Raw genomic sequence first — 16,133 nt, 5'->3', positions numbered from 1 at the left:
TATTAATAAGATATCCTAATACCAATGCGATGAGTAATTCAGCTACCAATAGCGCAGAAGAGGCTATTTATAAGAAAATAGCAGAAATAAAAGATGAAATTTCTAAGTTAAAACAAGAGAAAACTCAAGCATTGGAGGATTTAAACAAATTAAAACAAAAGAAGCTAGAAAAAATAGAAAAGCTCAAAGGAATTAGATCACAAATAGATACTGTAAGAAACGAATTCTCACTTAGGCTTGAAGAATTAAAGAAGCTTAAAGATAGAAAACAACAGTTACTGCAAGAAATTCAAGGAATGAGAAAGCAGTTTGACGAGATAAAAGCCATACTTCAAAAAACTCAAGGTTTAGATATTGATGCAATAGAAAGGAGAATACAAAGCTTAGAATGGAGACTTCAAACTTCCTCATTACCTTTAGATGAGGAAAAGAGAATTGTTCAAAAAATAGCAGAATTAGAGAAAAAATTAGGAGAGGCAAGAAAAATGTTAGAAATTAAAGAAAAAGGTACAGTAGAAAGAGCAGAATATCTAGCTAAGAGAATAGAATTATCCACAATAAGGCAGCAAATAGCCAGCATAATAACAGAATTATCTCAGAAAAGGAATATTTTAAATTCGCTAAAAGAAGATAGAGAAAAGACCAAAAAGGAAATAGATGAAATAAATAAACAAATAGAAGAGATTAGAAATAAGATAGGTAATATAAATAATCAGATAAAAGAGAAGAATAATGAAATTGAGAATTATATAAAACAGTTAAAAGGAGAAAAAGTAGAGGCTACATCATCAAGACCAACAAGAGAAGAAATTATAGAAAAGAAGAAGAAAATTGCGGAAGAAAAGCTAAAGTCAGGTCAAAGGCTTACTTTTGAGGAACTTTTAATACTTTATGGTGAAAATGATAAGGAAGATGGCAAAGACAGTGATAATATATATTGATATAGACGATGACTTGAGTTTAGCAGGAATTAAATCACCAGTAATAGGAGAGGCTAACGTAAAGGAAGCCATAGATAAGGCTTCAGAAATAATGGCCGATGATTCAGATTTTAACTCAATGATAGTAGCTTATAATATATATAAGAAAATGAAAAAAGAAGGGCAAGACGTAGAAATTGTATTCCTAGCAGGCTCTCAGAAAGGTGGCTTAGAAGCTCAGAGAAAGATATCAGCTCAATTAGACGAAATAATAAAGGAATTGAATCCTCAGGATAGTATAGTTGTCTATGATAGCCCAGAAGATGCAAAGGCACTACCAATAATACAATCTAGATTAAAAATTTCTGGAGTTCAAAGAGTTATAGTAGAGCAACATAGAGGAGTAGAAGAAACGTATATTCTTTTAGGAAAATATTTTAAAAAGATATTAAACGAACCAAGATATTCAAGGATTTTTTTAGGAGTGCCTGGTGCAATACTTTTTGCTGCAGGAATTCTTGAAGTTTTAGGTTTAATCTCGTACATAGTTCCAGTCATTACAATTCTTATTGGCAGTGCTATGATAATAAGGGGATTTGATTTAGACGAGATGATGGAAAAATGGTGGGAAAACTCTACAATTATGGTAATAGCTGCTTTACTCTCTTCCATATCTTTTGCAATATCACTCATTAATGGGTATTTTACATATATTTCAATTAAAGGTAATAGCGTATATGTTATCTCTACAGTAATTTCTTCGATGTTACCTTATATTACATTTAGCATACTAATATTATTAGGCGCAAAAGCCTTATCTAGTGCTCTAGATAAAAGTATAAAATTATTTCATGACATTATAAAAATTAGTGCTATAATTATTTCATATTATATTATTACAGATGTATTGAAAAACTTAGAGGAAGGAATTTATATAATTCAGTTTCAATCATTTTATGCTTTAACGATATCCTCAATGGTACTAATTTTTGCATATATAATATTAAATCTGATAGAAAAATACAAATTTAGTTCAAGCTAATTTGCTAATTTTATCTCTCACTTCTATAGGTAGATCTTCAAGCTTTTTAACTAAGGCATTTCTAGGCTTTTTAATATTCTTACTTACTATGATATATGAATCTGGAGAATTTTCATCTCTATTTTTTAAAACTCTTACTTTTATGAAATATTTTCCTGTATCGACGTAAAGGTATTTCTTATGCTTTAGCATAAGAATGAGTAAGAAAAAGACGTTTATATTTCTAATTCTTCCTCCTCTTCTATTGGCTTTATGCAGTCTAACTCGTTCAGTTTATCAAATATTTTCTTAACAGCTTTGTACACTTCTTCTTCCCTCTTTGCACCAGTTATTACCATTTTTCCGCTACTGAAAATTAGAAGCACTACTCTAGGGTCGTCCATTCTAAATATTAATCCTGGAAACTGCTCTGGTTCATACATATTGTTTTCAAGGAGGAAGGCGGCTTTATCTAAATTGACGTGAACATGCATGTTCGCAGAGGCTACTATGTTCTGTATCTGTATTTTAGGTTTTCCAGTTATTTTTATTCCGTATTTCTTCAAAGTTTTTATTATCCTTTTTACAGCCTTTATTAGTTCTTCAGTGCTTTTAGCCCCTGTTACCACCATCTTGCCAGATTTAAATATGAGCGAAGTAACTTTTGGACTTTCAAGCCTAAATATTAAGCCTGGAAATTGATCTGGATCGTATTCAACGTTAGGTACACTTCTTTCCATAGCATATAAATCTAGTTGTTGGTCAAGAGTAACTGTAGCTACGATATTTTCTATGCTTATAATTGGTTTATAAGTGATGGAGTTAGAGATTCAAATCACCATATAAATATCTTATATACTCATTTATAAACCCATATTTAAACTACAATATTCTTTAAAAGCTCTAATTTGGGGAATTCCATTATCCCTTCTCCTTCAATTATTACATAAGGTTTAGCTTCTTCCAAAATGCCATAATTTCTTATTAGCGGGCTCATATAATTATTATGAATTAGTGAAATATCATTACCTGCTTGGTAACTACCTATGGCCGGTAAAATTAAGGCTTTTGACCCATTTTTTAATGGTACGAGTAAAAATGCTTGCAATTTCCTTGAGAAGCCTAATTTATCTCTAAGTGAAATTCGTGGATGTTCATGACCTATTATGTAGATAACGTTCTCTTTAGGTTCTATATCCTTATGACCATGGAAAATTATCATGTTATCAGTTACTATTTCATCTTTTATTTCTATATCAAATTTATCAGTTACTAAAGAAATATAGTTATCGTGATTTCCCCTTATTAATGTTAGTTTAACCCCTAGGTCTTTTATTGTAGAAAGTGCAGAAGTTAAATCTTCTTTCTCTTGCTTTCCTAGTCCGTTAAAAATATGTTTGAAGTCTCCATCAATTATTATATTATATGTATTAAATTCTCTAATTATCTTATTTACTATATCCAAAAATTTTTTCTTTTGTACTCTAGGTAGAAATATTCCTTTTCTTGCCATTTCTTCTTCATAGCCTATATGAACATCGGAAATAATTGCAGTATTAATACTCTTTATATAAATTCCAGGTATGTCTCCCTCAATGTATATCCCCTTCTCTATTTCTATCATTTCGAACACCTTTTATATTCCATGAATAAAAATATGCAAAATGCTCTACTTTATAGGCTTAGGTTTGGCAAAAAAATTTCTTACTCAAGCTTCTATAGATGCAATGAGAAAAGTCGACGTATTATATTTAGACGCCTATACCTCACTTTCCTGTGACATAAACAAGGAATACTTAGAAAAATTACTCGGAAGACAGATCATTCTTGCTGACAGGAACACTTTGGAGAATAACTCAAAAAGTATTATAAAACTTTTAGAAGACGGTAAATCGGTTGGTATAGCGACTATAGGAGACCCAATGATAGCCACAACTCATGTGAGTTTAGCTACAGAAGCCAAGAATAAAGGATATAACGTGATGATTATTCCAGGAATTTCTGTTCATTGCTATGTCATTTCAAAATCTATGCTGTCTTCATATAAATTTGGAAGATCTGTTACAGTTGTATATCCTTACGATAAAATTCTTGATACTACCCCTTATGAGGTAATAAAGGATAATTCGTCTAGAGGATTGCACACAATTCTTTATCTTGATTTGAAAGAAGGAAAGCCAATGAGCGCTAAGGATGCAATATCGCTCTTACTTCAAATGGAAGAGATAAAGAAAGAAGGAATTATAACTCCTAGCACTCAAATTATCATAGGCCAAAGATTGGGTTGCGAAGACGAAGAAGTTAAAGCTTTAACAATAAGCGAAGCATTAGAATATAAATATAAAGATCCGCCTCACATTATAATAGTTCCATCTAAAAATCTCCATTATATGGAGGTTGAGGCTTTGAAATGTCTTCATTAAGAGATAGAGTAATTAAATATATTAACGGGATGAATGATAGATTATCAAAAATTAGCATGCCAGATTATCAAAAAATTATAGATCTAGCTAAGCAGTATACTGAAGATGCTAAATATTACTTAGATAAAGGCGACATAGATACGGCAATAGTAGATATAGCATATGCAGAGGGTCTATTAGATGCAGTCCTTATTATAAATAATAAGGATCCTGACTCCGATATTTCAAAAAAGGTCTTTGTAGGCGGTACATTTGATATAATACATCCGGGTCACATAGAATTTTTAAGAGAAGCTTCAAGATTAGGAAGAGTTTATGTCTCTGTTGCAAGAGATAAAAATTCTGAGAAAATCAAAGGTAGAAAACCCATAAACGATGAGGAGCAGAGATTAGAAGTAGTGAAAAGTATTAGGTACGTTTATGACGCATTTTTAGGAGACGAAAAAGACTTCATAAAAAGCGTTGAAAGAGTAAAGCCAGATATAATTTTCCTAGGTCCAGATCAACGCGTGAATATAGAGGAGTTAAAAAAAGAATTAGAAAAAAGAGGTATAAATGCAGAAATAGTTAAAATGCCAGAAAGGATAAATAAATGGAAACATAGTAGTACTACATCTATTATAAATGAGATCATTTCTAGGTATTGCAAATCTTAGATTAAAGCTTCTATTACAACTTCGTCTCCATCTTTAAGAGAAAGTTTTTCTCTCAAATAATAAGGAGAAATTATTTCTATTACGCTTTTAGGATGGGTTGTCCTTAGAGGTATAACTATTGCTGCAGGCTCTAGATCGTTTATTCTGGCAGGATATGCTTTCACTGCACCTAAGACTCTATTCTCATCTCTATATTCTGGTATATTTATATACCTTGAAGTATCTAAAAGAAGCCTATTTTCAAAGGAAATTCTATCATAAATCACAATATTTAATGTTCCTGGAAAAGGAGTAAATCCTAAAAATTTTTTAAATGAATTCTCATAATATGGCAAAGAAAGAAATAGCTTACCTTCTCCTAAACCGGAAGTTACTTTTCCTTTAATTCTTATTTCGTGTTGAAACGCTATCGCTGACGATATTTCATTTAAACAATTTAAAAGAAAATTTTCACCTTTTTCTGTAAGTCTTATTATTTCTCCATCTTTGGTTTCAATTCTAATTATCAAATTAGCATCTTCTAATTCCTTTAATTTCCTAGATACAGATTGTTGAGAAATATTGAACTCTTTCGCTAGAATTTGTTGTGTTATTTCTCCTCTTTCCTTTACTAGATTTATTATCCTACTTAATGTACATATCTCAGTTAGCATTGATTATTACCTGAGCCTAATTCAGCTTCTGCATACTCTCCGTGTATGTCGTCTTCAGTATCTTTAGTTGCCCAGTTCCATTTATCACTCCACGCATTACCTATTTGTATTGGTTTATCTAATTTACTTAATAGAACAATCCTACTGGGTACGTGCTCTGAAATAATTTTATATCCAGTATACTTTTCCATTAATTTAGCAAACTCTCTCACTTCTGAGTGTCTTGGCATTGCATCCCTACTCAACCTTAATGTTGAAGGTCCTACATGCATGTAAGCCTTTACTTCAATATAAGTAGGCATAGCTATTTCAATTAATTTTGCAAAATCTTTCGCATCTTCTTCACTCATATTAAATCCTTTTATCATAGTCATTCTTATTACGGTAGGAGAACTAAAACTCGGTAGTATTTCAAGAGTTTTTAGGAATAAATTCCATGAATTAGCTACTATAGGTCTATTTATTAGCTTATGTTTTCTTTCATTAGGAGCCTGTATTGATACAAAGAGTTGAGTTGGTTCTTCTTCTAAACTAGCTAGAACATCCGGTCTAACTCCACTAGTTACTAGGAATGTAGTTAATCCCCTCTTATGATATTCGTGAATTAATTCCCCTAATCTATCATATAATGTAGGCTCTCCAGTTAAGCTTATAGCTACATGTGCAGGTTTCATAGCTTCTTTAGCCATATTAGGATCTACTCCTTTTCTTCCTAGATAACCAGAAACTGCCCTCTTATGTTCCTCAATACTTTTCTCTGCAATATATTCTGGATCATCTGTTATAGGTAGTTTAGTCTCATCCCATTCTAAGCCAATGTCTTCTGGCTCAAGCCTCCAGCAGTGTATGCATCTAAACCAACACCATGCAGCAGTAGGCGTCATTTGAACGCATCTATGACTTTCTATTCCATAGAATTTCCCTTTGTAACAATACCTCCCCTCAGTTAATGCTTCATGAGTCCAGTGGCATTTCTTATAAGCACTATGATTTCCTATTATATGATACTTCTCTTTTTCCATTTCTTCCATTATTCTACTTAACGTGTCTATCCTTAACGTTGAGACAACCATAATAGTCAGTTTAAAATAGTACATCTAATTTAAAAAACCTTATACAATAGGTGCAGTTAAATCGTGCATATTTAAAATCTTTTCTATGTTTATAGATATTCCAATTAGCATGGTATCCGATAGATATCTTCCCATCATTTGGAGGCCAACGGGTAAGTTATTATAAAATCCTGCAGGTATAGATATCGCAGGGACTGCAGCTAGATTTGCAATTACAGTATTTAAATCCATTGCATACATCTTTATTGGATCATTAATTACTTCGCCTATTTTAGGAGGCAAAACAGGCATTGTAGGTGATAATAAAACATCGTATTTACTAAATAGCTGGTCTAAACTATTCTTTATTAACCTTCTCACTTTTAAAGCCTTTATGTAATATTCCTCATAATAACCTGCACTGAGAATGAAAGAGCCTAGCAAAATTCTCCTCTTAACTTCCATTCCAAATCCTTCTCCTCTGTTCTTACTAAATGTTTCTATCCAGTTTCCTTCAAAATGCTTACTATATCCATATCTAACTCCATCATATCTAGCTAAATTAGAGCTTGCTTCTGACATGGCTATTATATAATAAGCTGGTAAAGCGTATTCTGCATAACCTAGCTTTGTCTCTTCTATTATCGCGCCTTCAGAAGATAACTTATCAATAGCTGTTCTAATAACACTGACTACACTCTTATCAGACATTTCTAAAATATCGCTAAGTATACCTATTTTAATTCCTTTTATAGGTATTTCGCCTGGAGGACTGTCTACCGAATATTTAATTGTTGTTGCATCTTTATCATCTTCTCCAGCTATTATAGAGTATAATAAACCAAGGTCTTCAGCATTTTTTGCCATAGGTCCTATTTGCTCTAGGCTATTGGCATACGCTATTAAACCGTATCTACTTACAGTGCCGTAAGAAGGTTTTAAACCAAAAGTCGCAGTAAATGCGGCCGGAGCTCTGATTGATCCTCCAGTATCACTTCCAAGCGCCAGATCTACATATCCTGCTGCTAATGCAGCGCCACTACCTCCAGATGATCCTCCAGGGGTTCTTTCTAAATCCCAAGGATTCCTTGTTGGACCGAAATAGCTAGTTTCAGTTGTGGAGCCCATTGCAAATTCGTCCATATTAGTCTTTCCTAGTATCACTGCTCCCTCATTTTTTAGTTTCTCTATAACTGTAGCATCATAAGGAGGTATATAATCGCTAAGCATTTTTGAAGCACAAGTAGTTCTTATTCCTTTGGTAGAAATTACATCCTTTACTGCAATTAATACACCTGCAAGTTTGCCTCCTCTTTTAATACTTTCTTTCACTTCTTTTTTTACTTCTTCTTCATCCCTTAGCGTAATGAATGCATTAATATTCTTATCTAATTTATTAATTCTCTCAAACGTTTTAGCCACATACTCTTCTGGGTCTAAATTTCCATTCTTTAAGTCTTCTACAAGTTTGCTAATCATTTTTTATTCCACCGTGCTGGGTCCTATAATATATCCATTTTCCTTCCTTTTTACGTTTTGTAATGCAGAATCTCTATCTAGAGGAGTTTTTATTTCGTCTTTTCTTAATTTGCCTTGAGGTATTGGGTGAAATAAAGGATCAACATTTTCTAGATTTAGCTCGTTAATTTTGTTAAAGAACTCTAGGATTTTTGATATATCATTTTTTATAATTTCCTTTTCATTATCGTTAATCTCAACTAGGGCTAATCTTTGAAGCTTTTCTATCAGTTGATCATCAACTTTTATTTTCATTGTTGAACACTCTCTGCTATCCAATTCAAATAATTTTCTAATCCTCCAGTAACATCTAATGTAATTATTTCTGGTAATTGGTATGGATGTAGTTCTTTAATTCTTTTTATTATTTTCTCTTTAACAGAAGAATCTGTTTTTATAATAAGTAAACTTTCATCGTCTTCAACTACTTTTCCTTCCCATCTATAAGTAGATTTAACATATGGAATTATATTTACACAAGCAGCCAGTTTTTCTTCAACTAAGCTTCTAGCTAATTTCTTTCCTGATTCTAATCCAGAAATAGTGGTAAGAACTATAATAGCTGTCATATTTAATAAGGTATTATGCCGTAAATTAAATCTTGTGAAAATAAAGGATATAATAGACTTACCTTTACCAGGTTTAAAGGAATCTTTAGAATACGGAATTTCAGAGGCCGAGTACTTAGGTAAGGAATTTATAGGAATTACGTTATCAAACGGGGATGGAATAATTTTACATGTAAATCCATATTCTGATGAAATAATTGGAGCGTATTTAATGACTATTAAACAAAATAGTGAGAAAAGGCTAATTGGTGTCTTTAAATATGAGGGAGGTAATACTTATTTTATTTATGAAATAACTGATTTAGTTGATTACATTAATAGATTGACTAATGAAAGAGTAGTTTACGTTGAAGTGATAAAGGATGTTCTCGAAGACTTTTTACTTAACGCGGTGGCTAGATGAGGATACTTTCTCAAAACTTTTAACATTTGCTAGATTCTTGGGTAGAGAGAATGGTGTCTCCGAATTCGTAATAGACATTGAAAGGGCAAGAAAAAATAGAGTAAGAGTAGAAGAAATAAAGGAAACACTAAAAGATATTGGCGTAAGTTTAACAGAAGAAGAGTATAGAGAATTGCAAAAATTGCTTCCCACGTATGATGTAGAGTTTTCAATAAATAGAGGCAAATTGATAATTATACCTCATGTTTATGTTATGGATATCATCAAGAAAAGTGAGGGCAAAATACCTATAAAGTATAATAAGCAAGATAAGATTTTTGAAACGTATCCATATTATTATTACGATTTAAAAGAGCTATTTATAGAGAATGGTTTAACGGTAAAAGAATTAAATTTAGAATTTAAGAAATTTGATTTTTCATTAAGCGTAACTTTAAGGGATTATCAGAATGAAGCAATACAAAAGTGGAAGGATAATAATTATCGTGGAGTTATCGCATTACCTACTGGGGCAGGAAAGACAATAATTGGTATAAAAGCTATAGAAGAAACAAAGGTTCCTACATTAATAGTAACTTTCACCAGAGAGCAAATGTTACAATGGAAAGAAACTATAATGAAATTTTCCTCAATTAGACCAGAAGTTGGCTTATATTATAGTAACGAGAAAGAAATTAAGCAAATAACGCTTTCAACTTACCAAACAGCATTTAGACATGTTACTGAATTAAGCGATAAATTCGATTTATTAATAATAGATGAAGCCCATCATTTGCCTGCAGATAAGTTTAGAGAAGTAGCGTTAGGAATTTTAGCAACAAAAAGGTTAGGCTTATCGGCTACTCCATTTAGAGAAGATGGTCGTCATGAAGAGTTATTTAAGTTAATGGGAGGAATTGTCTATTATAAGCCAGTAGATGAGCTAATTAAAAAAGGATATTTAGCTCCCTATGACATAGTGCAAGTTAAGGTCTTTTTAACCGCCGAAGAAAGGAAGAAATATCTTACTTTACTCAATAAATTTAGAGTATTGTCCAAGAATAAAAAATTGAAGGAACTCATAATACTAGCTAAAAACGGAGATAGTAATGCAATTGAAGCCATAAAGGTCTACAATGAAATTAAAAAAGTAGTAAATTTTGCCCAGAATAAAATGCTTAAAATAGAGGAGATATTAAATAAAGAGAAAGGAAAGAAAATTCTAATTTTTACTCAATATGTAGATCAGGCAAAAGAAATAGCCAGAAGATTCAATACTTTACTAATTTCTGGAAAAATGTCTAAAAATGAAAGAAAGAAAGTTCTTGATACGTTTAAGTTTATGAAAAGCGGAGTACTTACATTAACTACTGTAGGTGATGAAGGCTTAGATATTCCAGATGCTAGTGTTGGGATAATAGTTACTGGTACAAGTTCAAGAAGGCAATTCATTCAAAGACTAGGTAGAATACTAAGGCCTGTTAATGGTAAGAGGGCAATACTTTACGAAATTATAGTAGCTGGTACACAAGAAGAATATCAATCAAAGAAGAGGAAAGAAGATTCTATTCTAGACGAAATTCAGATTTCCTCGGAATATTCAGATGATATGTAATAATAAAGAGATAAAGATGCAAGTTCTAAAATCGGATTATTAACAGAGTTTACGTGAATTTTAATGTTGCCATTAGTGTCTCGCTTAATATATATTAGTGGGTAATTATCTATACTAATTATAGGTATTCCATCTACCCCTAAACTATTAATTAAAATTTCTTTATTATCTAATATCTTCTTTAAAGTATATCCAGGTAAAAATTCTGGGCTCTCTACCTTAATTTTACCTTGTACCTTGAGCTTTCCTCCATCAAATATTATTTCTTCATTTCCGTGGATTCTTACTCCATCTACCCAGATTAAAGAGTCAATTTTTCTATTACAAGAGTCACTTATTAATGATAAAGAAGGTAAAACTAATTGAATTCCATTAGACTTAACGCTTGTTGGTTTTACTACTATAACATCTCCTTTTCTTACTTCTTTAACCTCTAATGGAAAGCAGAATTTTCCTTGAGAGTATGGCACAAGAGTATTTTTTAACTTTAATCTTAAAATACTAATGGATGAAGCAAAGCTCGTAAGGTCTGAATAAATGATGAGTAACCGGGCTTACGACATCTGGTGGCAATCATGAGATGGTTAAAAAAGAGGGAAATAGTAATTTATTTCTTATTATATAGGAAATTTGGATATGACGTTTTTAATCTAGGCGAAGCATTAGATGTTTTAAAACCGTTCTTCTCTAAGAAAGTATCTTTATCTGCTATAAAATATATGCAAAAAATCGGATTAATAAACAAGATAGATTTTTTAGAATATAGACTATCCAACTTTGATGAATACATTTATTTGATGTCAATTGATTATTTAAAAAGAAGGGCTACTCTTCGTCATAAAATTCAATAGTTATCTTTACTTTAACGTCTTGTTTAGAAAGTGGTGGAATTTTATCTCCGAAATCTACTCCTATAGAAACAGGATTTCCTAAAGAGTCCGTGAATTTAACATCAGCAACATAATGAGTTTGCGGACCTTGTGACATTGCCTTCATTAATTCATTATAGATTCTAGATAATGCCATTTGAAGAGATAATGGACTTGAGAAGTCTTCCGGCTTTAATTGTATAGAAGCTAGATTTCCCATTATTTGTCCTATTTTAGCTTTTCCTTCAAATTCTACCTTATATGCGGGCTGTGACATTTACTATCAAAACTCAATATATTTTCAACCTATTAAAAGTAGTGGAGGGAAAAGAGATGTTAAAAAATAATCTTATGCCTTTTTCCTGATAGTTACTTCTATTGTTGATACTCTAGATTGCCTTCCGTCTTGGCTAGTTACTACTTGGCTTCCTATTCCTATTGACTTTATCTCTATCTTGTCTGGTAAGAACCTGTTTCTAACTATCTCTACTGTGTCTACAGCTTTGCTTATTGCTCTTCCTCTGGCTTTGATTACTATTTCTGGAACTCCTTGATTTAATAAAGTTAGAGCTGCTAATACATAGTTCATTACAGGTTTTTTACCAACTAATACTACGTTGCTTGGAGTTGGAGTGGTCGTGCTCATTTTATCACCCGATTTTCGGTCATTAAACACTCACTCTAAGTTAAAAAGTTATCCGACAAGGTAACATCTAGTTTTTCGATTTATAAAGTAGTCCTAAACATAGAACAAAAACAGCATGGTAACTTCAGTATTTTTAAAAGCATGCCCAAATTGCGGTGGTCCATTAGAGGATTATAGAGCATTAGCCGGCTTACCTTGCTCTAAGTGCCTGCCTGGTGATATATCTCCGTTCAAAAATCTATCTATAGATGAGAAAATAAGGCTAATATATAATATTTTAGTTCATGAAAATAAACTAAAAGGATATTGGAATTTGTATTATTATCATCAACTATCACAAGAGATAATTGATTACTTTAAAAAAATAACCGGTAAGGAACCATGGTCCTTACAAAAGCTTTGGCTAAGAAGGCTTATAGAAGGCTCTAGTTTTTCAATGTCTGCTCCTACGGGAATGGGGAAGACAACCACAATAATTGTTTATTCAACTTATTTGCAAAACTCTAATAAAAACGTACTTTATATTGTTCCAACAAAGTCATTAATGCAACAAATATGTGAAAAAATAGAAAAAATTGGGAGTAAGACATCTTGTGGAAAAGTGGGTCAAGGGATTAGTATTGTGACAGTGAATTATATAAATAAAAATTTTGAGGAAATAAAAGAATATAGACCGGATTTTGTGGCAGTAGATGATGCAGATGCCATAGTAAAAAGCGGAAAAACTGTAGATAGATTAGTAACCTTAATGGGTATACCACAAGAAGTTTATGAAGACGCAATAAAACTTGTAAAACTGAAAAGGCTATTAGCAATAGAGGAAAAAAGAGATGAAATTGAAACCAAAATTGCTGAAATAGAAAGTAGGATTTCAAAGTATTATGGAACAGCTTCTCAATTAGTTGTTGCAAGTGCAACTTTAAGACCTAAGGGAATTAAACAAAAAGCTTTAAAATACATAACTGGATTTGACGTTTCAACTGCTCAGATATATGCAAGGAACATTATAGACGCGTTTACAACGTCACCTCTAGTCGATATTGTAAATAAATTAGGTAGTGGTGGGTTAATACTAGTTTCTAAAGAATATGGTAAGGATAAGATAAAAGAGGTAAACGAAAGCTTAGAGAAATTAGGATTTAAAACAGCTATAGCTTTAAGTGGTAGGAAGTTTTTAGAGAAATTTTCTAATGGAGAAATAGATATAATTATAGGTTCTGCATCATATTATGGAGTAGCAGTAAGGGGTATAGACGAGCCAAAAAGGTTAAAATATGTAATATTCTACGGTGTCCCCAAATCTAGGATTAGGCTTTCTCAAGCAATTTACAATCCTTACACTTTACTAAAAATTTCAAAGTTATTTAACGTTAATATTGACGATAACCTAATACTATCGTTATCTCCGTCAGAAGCGCAGCTAATAAAACTTGCATTTCTTAAATCGCAAAAACTGACAGGAAAACTAGGAGAGATCCAGAAGATTTTAGAAGGTAAAATAGACGAAGTAAAATCTGTATTAAAGACAGTTTCTAATGAAGTAATTTCAGATACATTTTTAATAAGAAAGATAGGGAAGGAATTTTATATAGAGTATCCAGATGCTATAACTTACTTGCAAGGTTCAGGTAGAAGTAGCAGGCTATTAAATGGAGGTCTCACTTTAGGTTTAGCCATTACAATAATAGATGATGTTAAGCTGTATGAAATGTTAAAGCGCAAATTACAGTATATGATATATAACTTTAATCCTACTAATTTTGACTCTTTAGATATAGCGAAAGTTAAAAATGAAATAGAAAGAAGTAGAAATGATAAAAACGAAGAACTTCATATTTCCACTGGCCTAATGATAGTAGAATCTCCTACAAAGGCAAGGACTATTGCAAAAATGTTTGGTGCTCCAGCAAAAAGAAACATAGCAGGAGTCCCAATCTATGAGACAGTAATAGTAGATGCAAATAATGTACATATCTTAGATATAGTAGCTACTAAAGGTCATGTAGCTGATTTAACCACAGAAAATATAGGATACTATGGAGTAGAAATACGTAATGAGGACAAGTATCCTTACTATTCTCCATTATATAAATGCATGAATTGCAAGAGAGTATTTTCTCAAGAAATTGATAAATGTCCATATTGCGGTTCAACGTTAATTTCGTCCTCAATGTCTACAATTAACGCTATAAGAAAGATAGCCATGGAAGTAGAGAAAGTTTACATAGCAACAGATCCAGATGTTGAAGGTGAAAAAATTGCTTTCGATGTGGCAGCTAATATTTCAGCTTATAATCCAAACATTTATAGAATCAAATATCATGAGGTAACTAAAAAAGGTATACTAGAAGCATTAGCTAATCCTACAAGTATTGATCTAAACTTAGTAAAAAGCCAAATAGTTAGAAGGATTGAAGATCGTTGGGTCGGATTTGAATTAAGTAAATTACTACAGATAAAATTCTCTAATAGGAATTTCGGTGCAGGGAGAGTTCAGACGCCAGTATTAGGCTGGATAACTAAGAGGACTGAAGAATATAAGAAAAACATGTGTTATGTAGCTAGCATAAAACTAGGAAATTATACACATAAGGTATTCTTAGATAATAAGCATGTAAAAATAGATAAGGTAATAGTTAAGAAAATTGAAGATAAAGATGACATAATACTTCCGTTACCTCCTTATACTACGGATTCATTGCTTATTGATGCTTATAATTTGTATAAGCTTCCTGCAGAGAGAGTTATGAAAATAGCTCAAGAGCTATTTGAATCTGGGCTTATAACTTATCATAGGACTGACAGTATACATGTTTCAAATAAAGGAATAGAAATAGCTAAAGAATATTTAGATAAAAAAGGCTTAATAAAAAGTTTCATGCCTAGAAGCTGGGGTAATGAAGGAACTCATGAGGCAATAAGACCTACTAGACCGATTGATGCAGAAGAGTTAAAAAAGGAAATAGAAGATAATCCGCAAGCTTACTTCATTAAATTTACTTGGGCTCACTTTGCGATCTACGACATGATATTTAAGAGGTTTTTAGCTAGTCAGATGAAAGAGGCCATAGGTAAATATACTAAATATCAAATAAAAGTTCTAGATAACGTAAGTGAAATTACAGTTTTAACTAGTATAAAAGGAGGATTTTCAGATATTTTGAAGCCAAGAATTTATGAAATACCAGAAGGAGAGATTCAAGTTAATCCAATAATAACTAAAGGATCTAAAGTTAGGCTCTACACTTACGCTGAGGTAATTAAAGAAATGAAAGATAAGAACATAGGCAGACCTAGTACATATGCAAAAATTATTCAAACATTAATGAGGCATGGATATATTGTAGAAAGTAAAAAGAAATATGCATTAATAGCAACAAAGAAAGGAATTAACGTTTACCATTATTTAAATTCTAAGTTCTCATCTCTAGTGTCAGAGAACACTACGGCAGAATTGTTAGAGAAAATGGATATGATAGCTGGAGGTAAGCTCGATGCAGATAATGTATTAACTGAAATATTAGGGCAAATAAAATCCTTAGTAACTTCTCTTAATTCTGAGCAACAAATATGATATTCTTTTTCTATCCTTAGTTTCGCTACCTATCGAGACCTCTTCTAAAGTTATCCCTTCTTTTAATCTATCTTTTAATGCGTTGTAAATATCTACTGCCTTATTTATTTCAAATCCATATCCTTTTAAGTCAACTTCGTTACTATTGTGATTAAGTATTTCTATTATTTCTAAAACATGATCTTCGACGGATTTTGATCTACTAACCACTACCTCTAATGGTTTATTCATCATC

20 protein-coding genes are annotated in these 16,133 nt (G+C 31.8%); 8 read left to right on the top strand and 12 right to left on the bottom strand.

Annotated elements, in window-relative coordinates; translation table 11 throughout:
- Positions 1-29 precede the first annotated feature (29 nt).
- Both D1867_RS01180 and D1867_RS01175 read left to right on the top strand, forming a co-directional pair.
- On the top strand, positions 30-941 hold the full coding sequence (locus D1867_RS01180) for a coiled-coil protein (protein ID WP_155862453.1): 912 nt from the start codon (positions 30-32) through the stop codon (positions 939-941).
- Positions 913-1,962 carry a DUF373 family protein gene (locus D1867_RS01175; protein WP_155862452.1) on the top strand — a complete coding sequence of 350 codons (1,050 nt, stop codon included), beginning with the start codon at positions 913-915 and terminating at the stop codon, positions 1,960-1,962. Before D1867_RS01180 ends, D1867_RS01175 begins: the two co-directional genes overlap by 29 nt.
- Here the strand turns inward: D1867_RS01175 and D1867_RS01170 are convergent.
- From D1867_RS01170 to D1867_RS01160, 3 genes are all read right to left on the bottom strand, one after another.
- Positions 1,954-2,154, bottom strand: coding sequence for a DUF5622 domain-containing protein (locus D1867_RS01170; protein ID WP_155862451.1), 201 nt, complete (start codon positions 2,152-2,154; stop codon positions 1,954-1,956). The two genes, D1867_RS01175 and D1867_RS01170, sit on opposite strands and share 9 nt — an antisense overlap.
- 23 nt (positions 2,155-2,177) lie before the next feature.
- Complete coding sequence (locus D1867_RS01165) at positions 2,178-2,744, bottom strand: TATA-box-binding protein (RefSeq protein WP_256445595.1); 567 nt, start codon at positions 2,742-2,744, stop codon at positions 2,178-2,180.
- Positions 2,745-2,818: 74 nt separating this feature from the next.
- A complete protein-coding gene (locus tag D1867_RS01160) occupies positions 2,819-3,565 on the bottom strand; it encodes a metallophosphoesterase (RefSeq protein WP_155862450.1) in 747 nt (248 codons plus the stop codon).
- Positions 3,566-3,605: 40 nt separating this feature from the next.
- On the opposite strand from D1867_RS01160, the gene dph5 reads away from it, so the two are divergent.
- Positions 3,606-4,364 carry a diphthine synthase gene (dph5, locus tag D1867_RS01155; RefSeq protein ID WP_155862449.1) on the top strand — a complete coding sequence of 253 codons (759 nt, stop codon included), beginning with the start codon at positions 3,606-3,608 and terminating at the stop codon, positions 4,362-4,364.
- Positions 4,352-5,020, top strand: coding sequence for a DUF357 domain-containing protein (locus D1867_RS01150; protein ID WP_155862448.1), 669 nt, complete (start codon positions 4,352-4,354; stop codon positions 5,018-5,020). Before dph5 ends, D1867_RS01150 begins: the two co-directional genes overlap by 13 nt.
- On the opposite strand, the gene D1867_RS01145 is transcribed toward D1867_RS01150, so the two are convergent.
- From D1867_RS01145 to cutA, 5 genes are read right to left on the bottom strand one after another with little or no spacing between them, the layout of a single operon-like run.
- Entirely contained in the window at positions 5,017-5,673 is a 657-nt protein-coding gene (locus tag D1867_RS01145) for a DUF120 domain-containing protein (RefSeq protein WP_155862447.1), read from the bottom strand. The genes D1867_RS01150 and D1867_RS01145 overlap by 4 nt on opposite strands.
- A complete protein-coding gene (twy1, locus tag D1867_RS01140) occupies positions 5,667-6,746 on the bottom strand; it encodes a 4-demethylwyosine synthase TYW1 (RefSeq protein ID WP_155862446.1) in 1,080 nt (359 codons plus the stop codon). The genes D1867_RS01145 and twy1 overlap by 7 nt, the downstream gene beginning before the upstream one ends.
- A gap of 39 nt (positions 6,747-6,785) precedes the next feature.
- Positions 6,786-8,204 (bottom strand): Asp-tRNA(Asn)/Glu-tRNA(Gln) amidotransferase subunit GatA, encoded by a 1,419-nt coding sequence (gene gatA / locus D1867_RS01135; protein ID WP_155862445.1) that lies wholly within the window; start codon positions 8,202-8,204, stop codon positions 6,786-6,788.
- 3 nt (positions 8,205-8,207) lie between these two features.
- Entirely contained in the window at positions 8,208-8,498 is a 291-nt protein-coding gene (gene gatC, locus D1867_RS01130; RefSeq protein ID WP_013776203.1) for an Asp-tRNA(Asn) amidotransferase subunit GatC, read from the bottom strand.
- Positions 8,495-8,812, bottom strand: a complete 318-nt coding sequence (gene cutA / locus D1867_RS01125) for a divalent-cation tolerance protein CutA (protein ID WP_155862444.1) — start codon at positions 8,810-8,812, stop codon at positions 8,495-8,497. Before cutA ends, gatC begins: the two co-directional genes overlap by 4 nt.
- A gap of 34 nt (positions 8,813-8,846) precedes the next feature.
- Here cutA and D1867_RS01120 point away from each other — a divergent pair, with 34 nt between their 5' ends.
- Positions 8,847-9,215, top strand: a complete 369-nt coding sequence (locus tag D1867_RS01120) for a hypothetical protein (protein WP_240872149.1) — start codon at positions 8,847-8,849, stop codon at positions 9,213-9,215.
- Complete coding sequence (locus tag D1867_RS01115; RefSeq protein WP_155862443.1) at positions 9,175-10,809, top strand: DEAD/DEAH box helicase; 1,635 nt, start codon at positions 9,175-9,177, stop codon at positions 10,807-10,809. The genes D1867_RS01120 and D1867_RS01115 overlap by 41 nt, the downstream gene beginning before the upstream one ends.
- Here D1867_RS01115 and D1867_RS01110 read toward each other — a convergent pair.
- Complete coding sequence (locus D1867_RS01110; protein WP_155862442.1) at positions 10,776-11,279, bottom strand: hypothetical protein; 504 nt, start codon at positions 11,277-11,279, stop codon at positions 10,776-10,778. The two genes, D1867_RS01115 and D1867_RS01110, sit on opposite strands and share 34 nt — an antisense overlap.
- Positions 11,280-11,384: 105 nt before the next feature.
- On the opposite strand from D1867_RS01110, the gene D1867_RS01105 reads away from it, so the two are divergent.
- Positions 11,385-11,660, top strand: a complete 276-nt coding sequence (locus D1867_RS01105) for a hypothetical protein (RefSeq protein WP_155862441.1) — start codon at positions 11,385-11,387, stop codon at positions 11,658-11,660.
- Here the strand turns inward: D1867_RS01105 and D1867_RS01100 are convergent.
- Together D1867_RS01100 and albA are read right to left on the bottom strand one after the other, a co-directional pair.
- Entirely contained in the window at positions 11,635-11,955 is a 321-nt protein-coding gene (locus D1867_RS01100) for a hypothetical protein (RefSeq protein ID WP_013776209.1), read from the bottom strand. The genes D1867_RS01105 and D1867_RS01100 overlap by 26 nt on opposite strands.
- 72 nt (positions 11,956-12,027) lie before the next feature.
- Positions 12,028-12,324: a DNA-binding protein Alba gene (gene albA / locus D1867_RS01095; RefSeq protein ID WP_048054665.1), complete on the bottom strand. Its 297-nt coding sequence runs from the start codon at positions 12,322-12,324 to the stop codon at positions 12,028-12,030.
- A gap of 115 nt (positions 12,325-12,439) precedes the next feature.
- On the opposite strand from albA, the gene rgy reads away from it, so the two are divergent.
- Positions 12,440-15,898, top strand: coding sequence for a reverse gyrase (gene rgy / locus D1867_RS01090; protein WP_155862440.1), 3,459 nt, complete (start codon positions 12,440-12,442; stop codon positions 15,896-15,898).
- Here the strand turns inward: rgy and D1867_RS01085 are convergent.
- Positions 15,863-16,129, bottom strand: coding sequence for a ribonuclease P subunit p25 family protein (locus tag D1867_RS01085; protein ID WP_155862439.1), 267 nt, complete (start codon positions 16,127-16,129; stop codon positions 15,863-15,865). The genes rgy and D1867_RS01085 overlap by 36 nt on opposite strands.
- Between the last annotated feature and the right edge of the window lie 4 nt (positions 16,130-16,133).

Source organism: Acidianus infernus, assembly GCF_009729545.1.
Lineage (GTDB): Archaea > Thermoproteota > Thermoprotei_A > Sulfolobales > Sulfolobaceae > Acidianus > Acidianus infernus.
The sequence above is the reverse complement of the archived record's forward strand: the minus strand, read 5'-3'. Positions and strand labels throughout refer to the sequence as shown.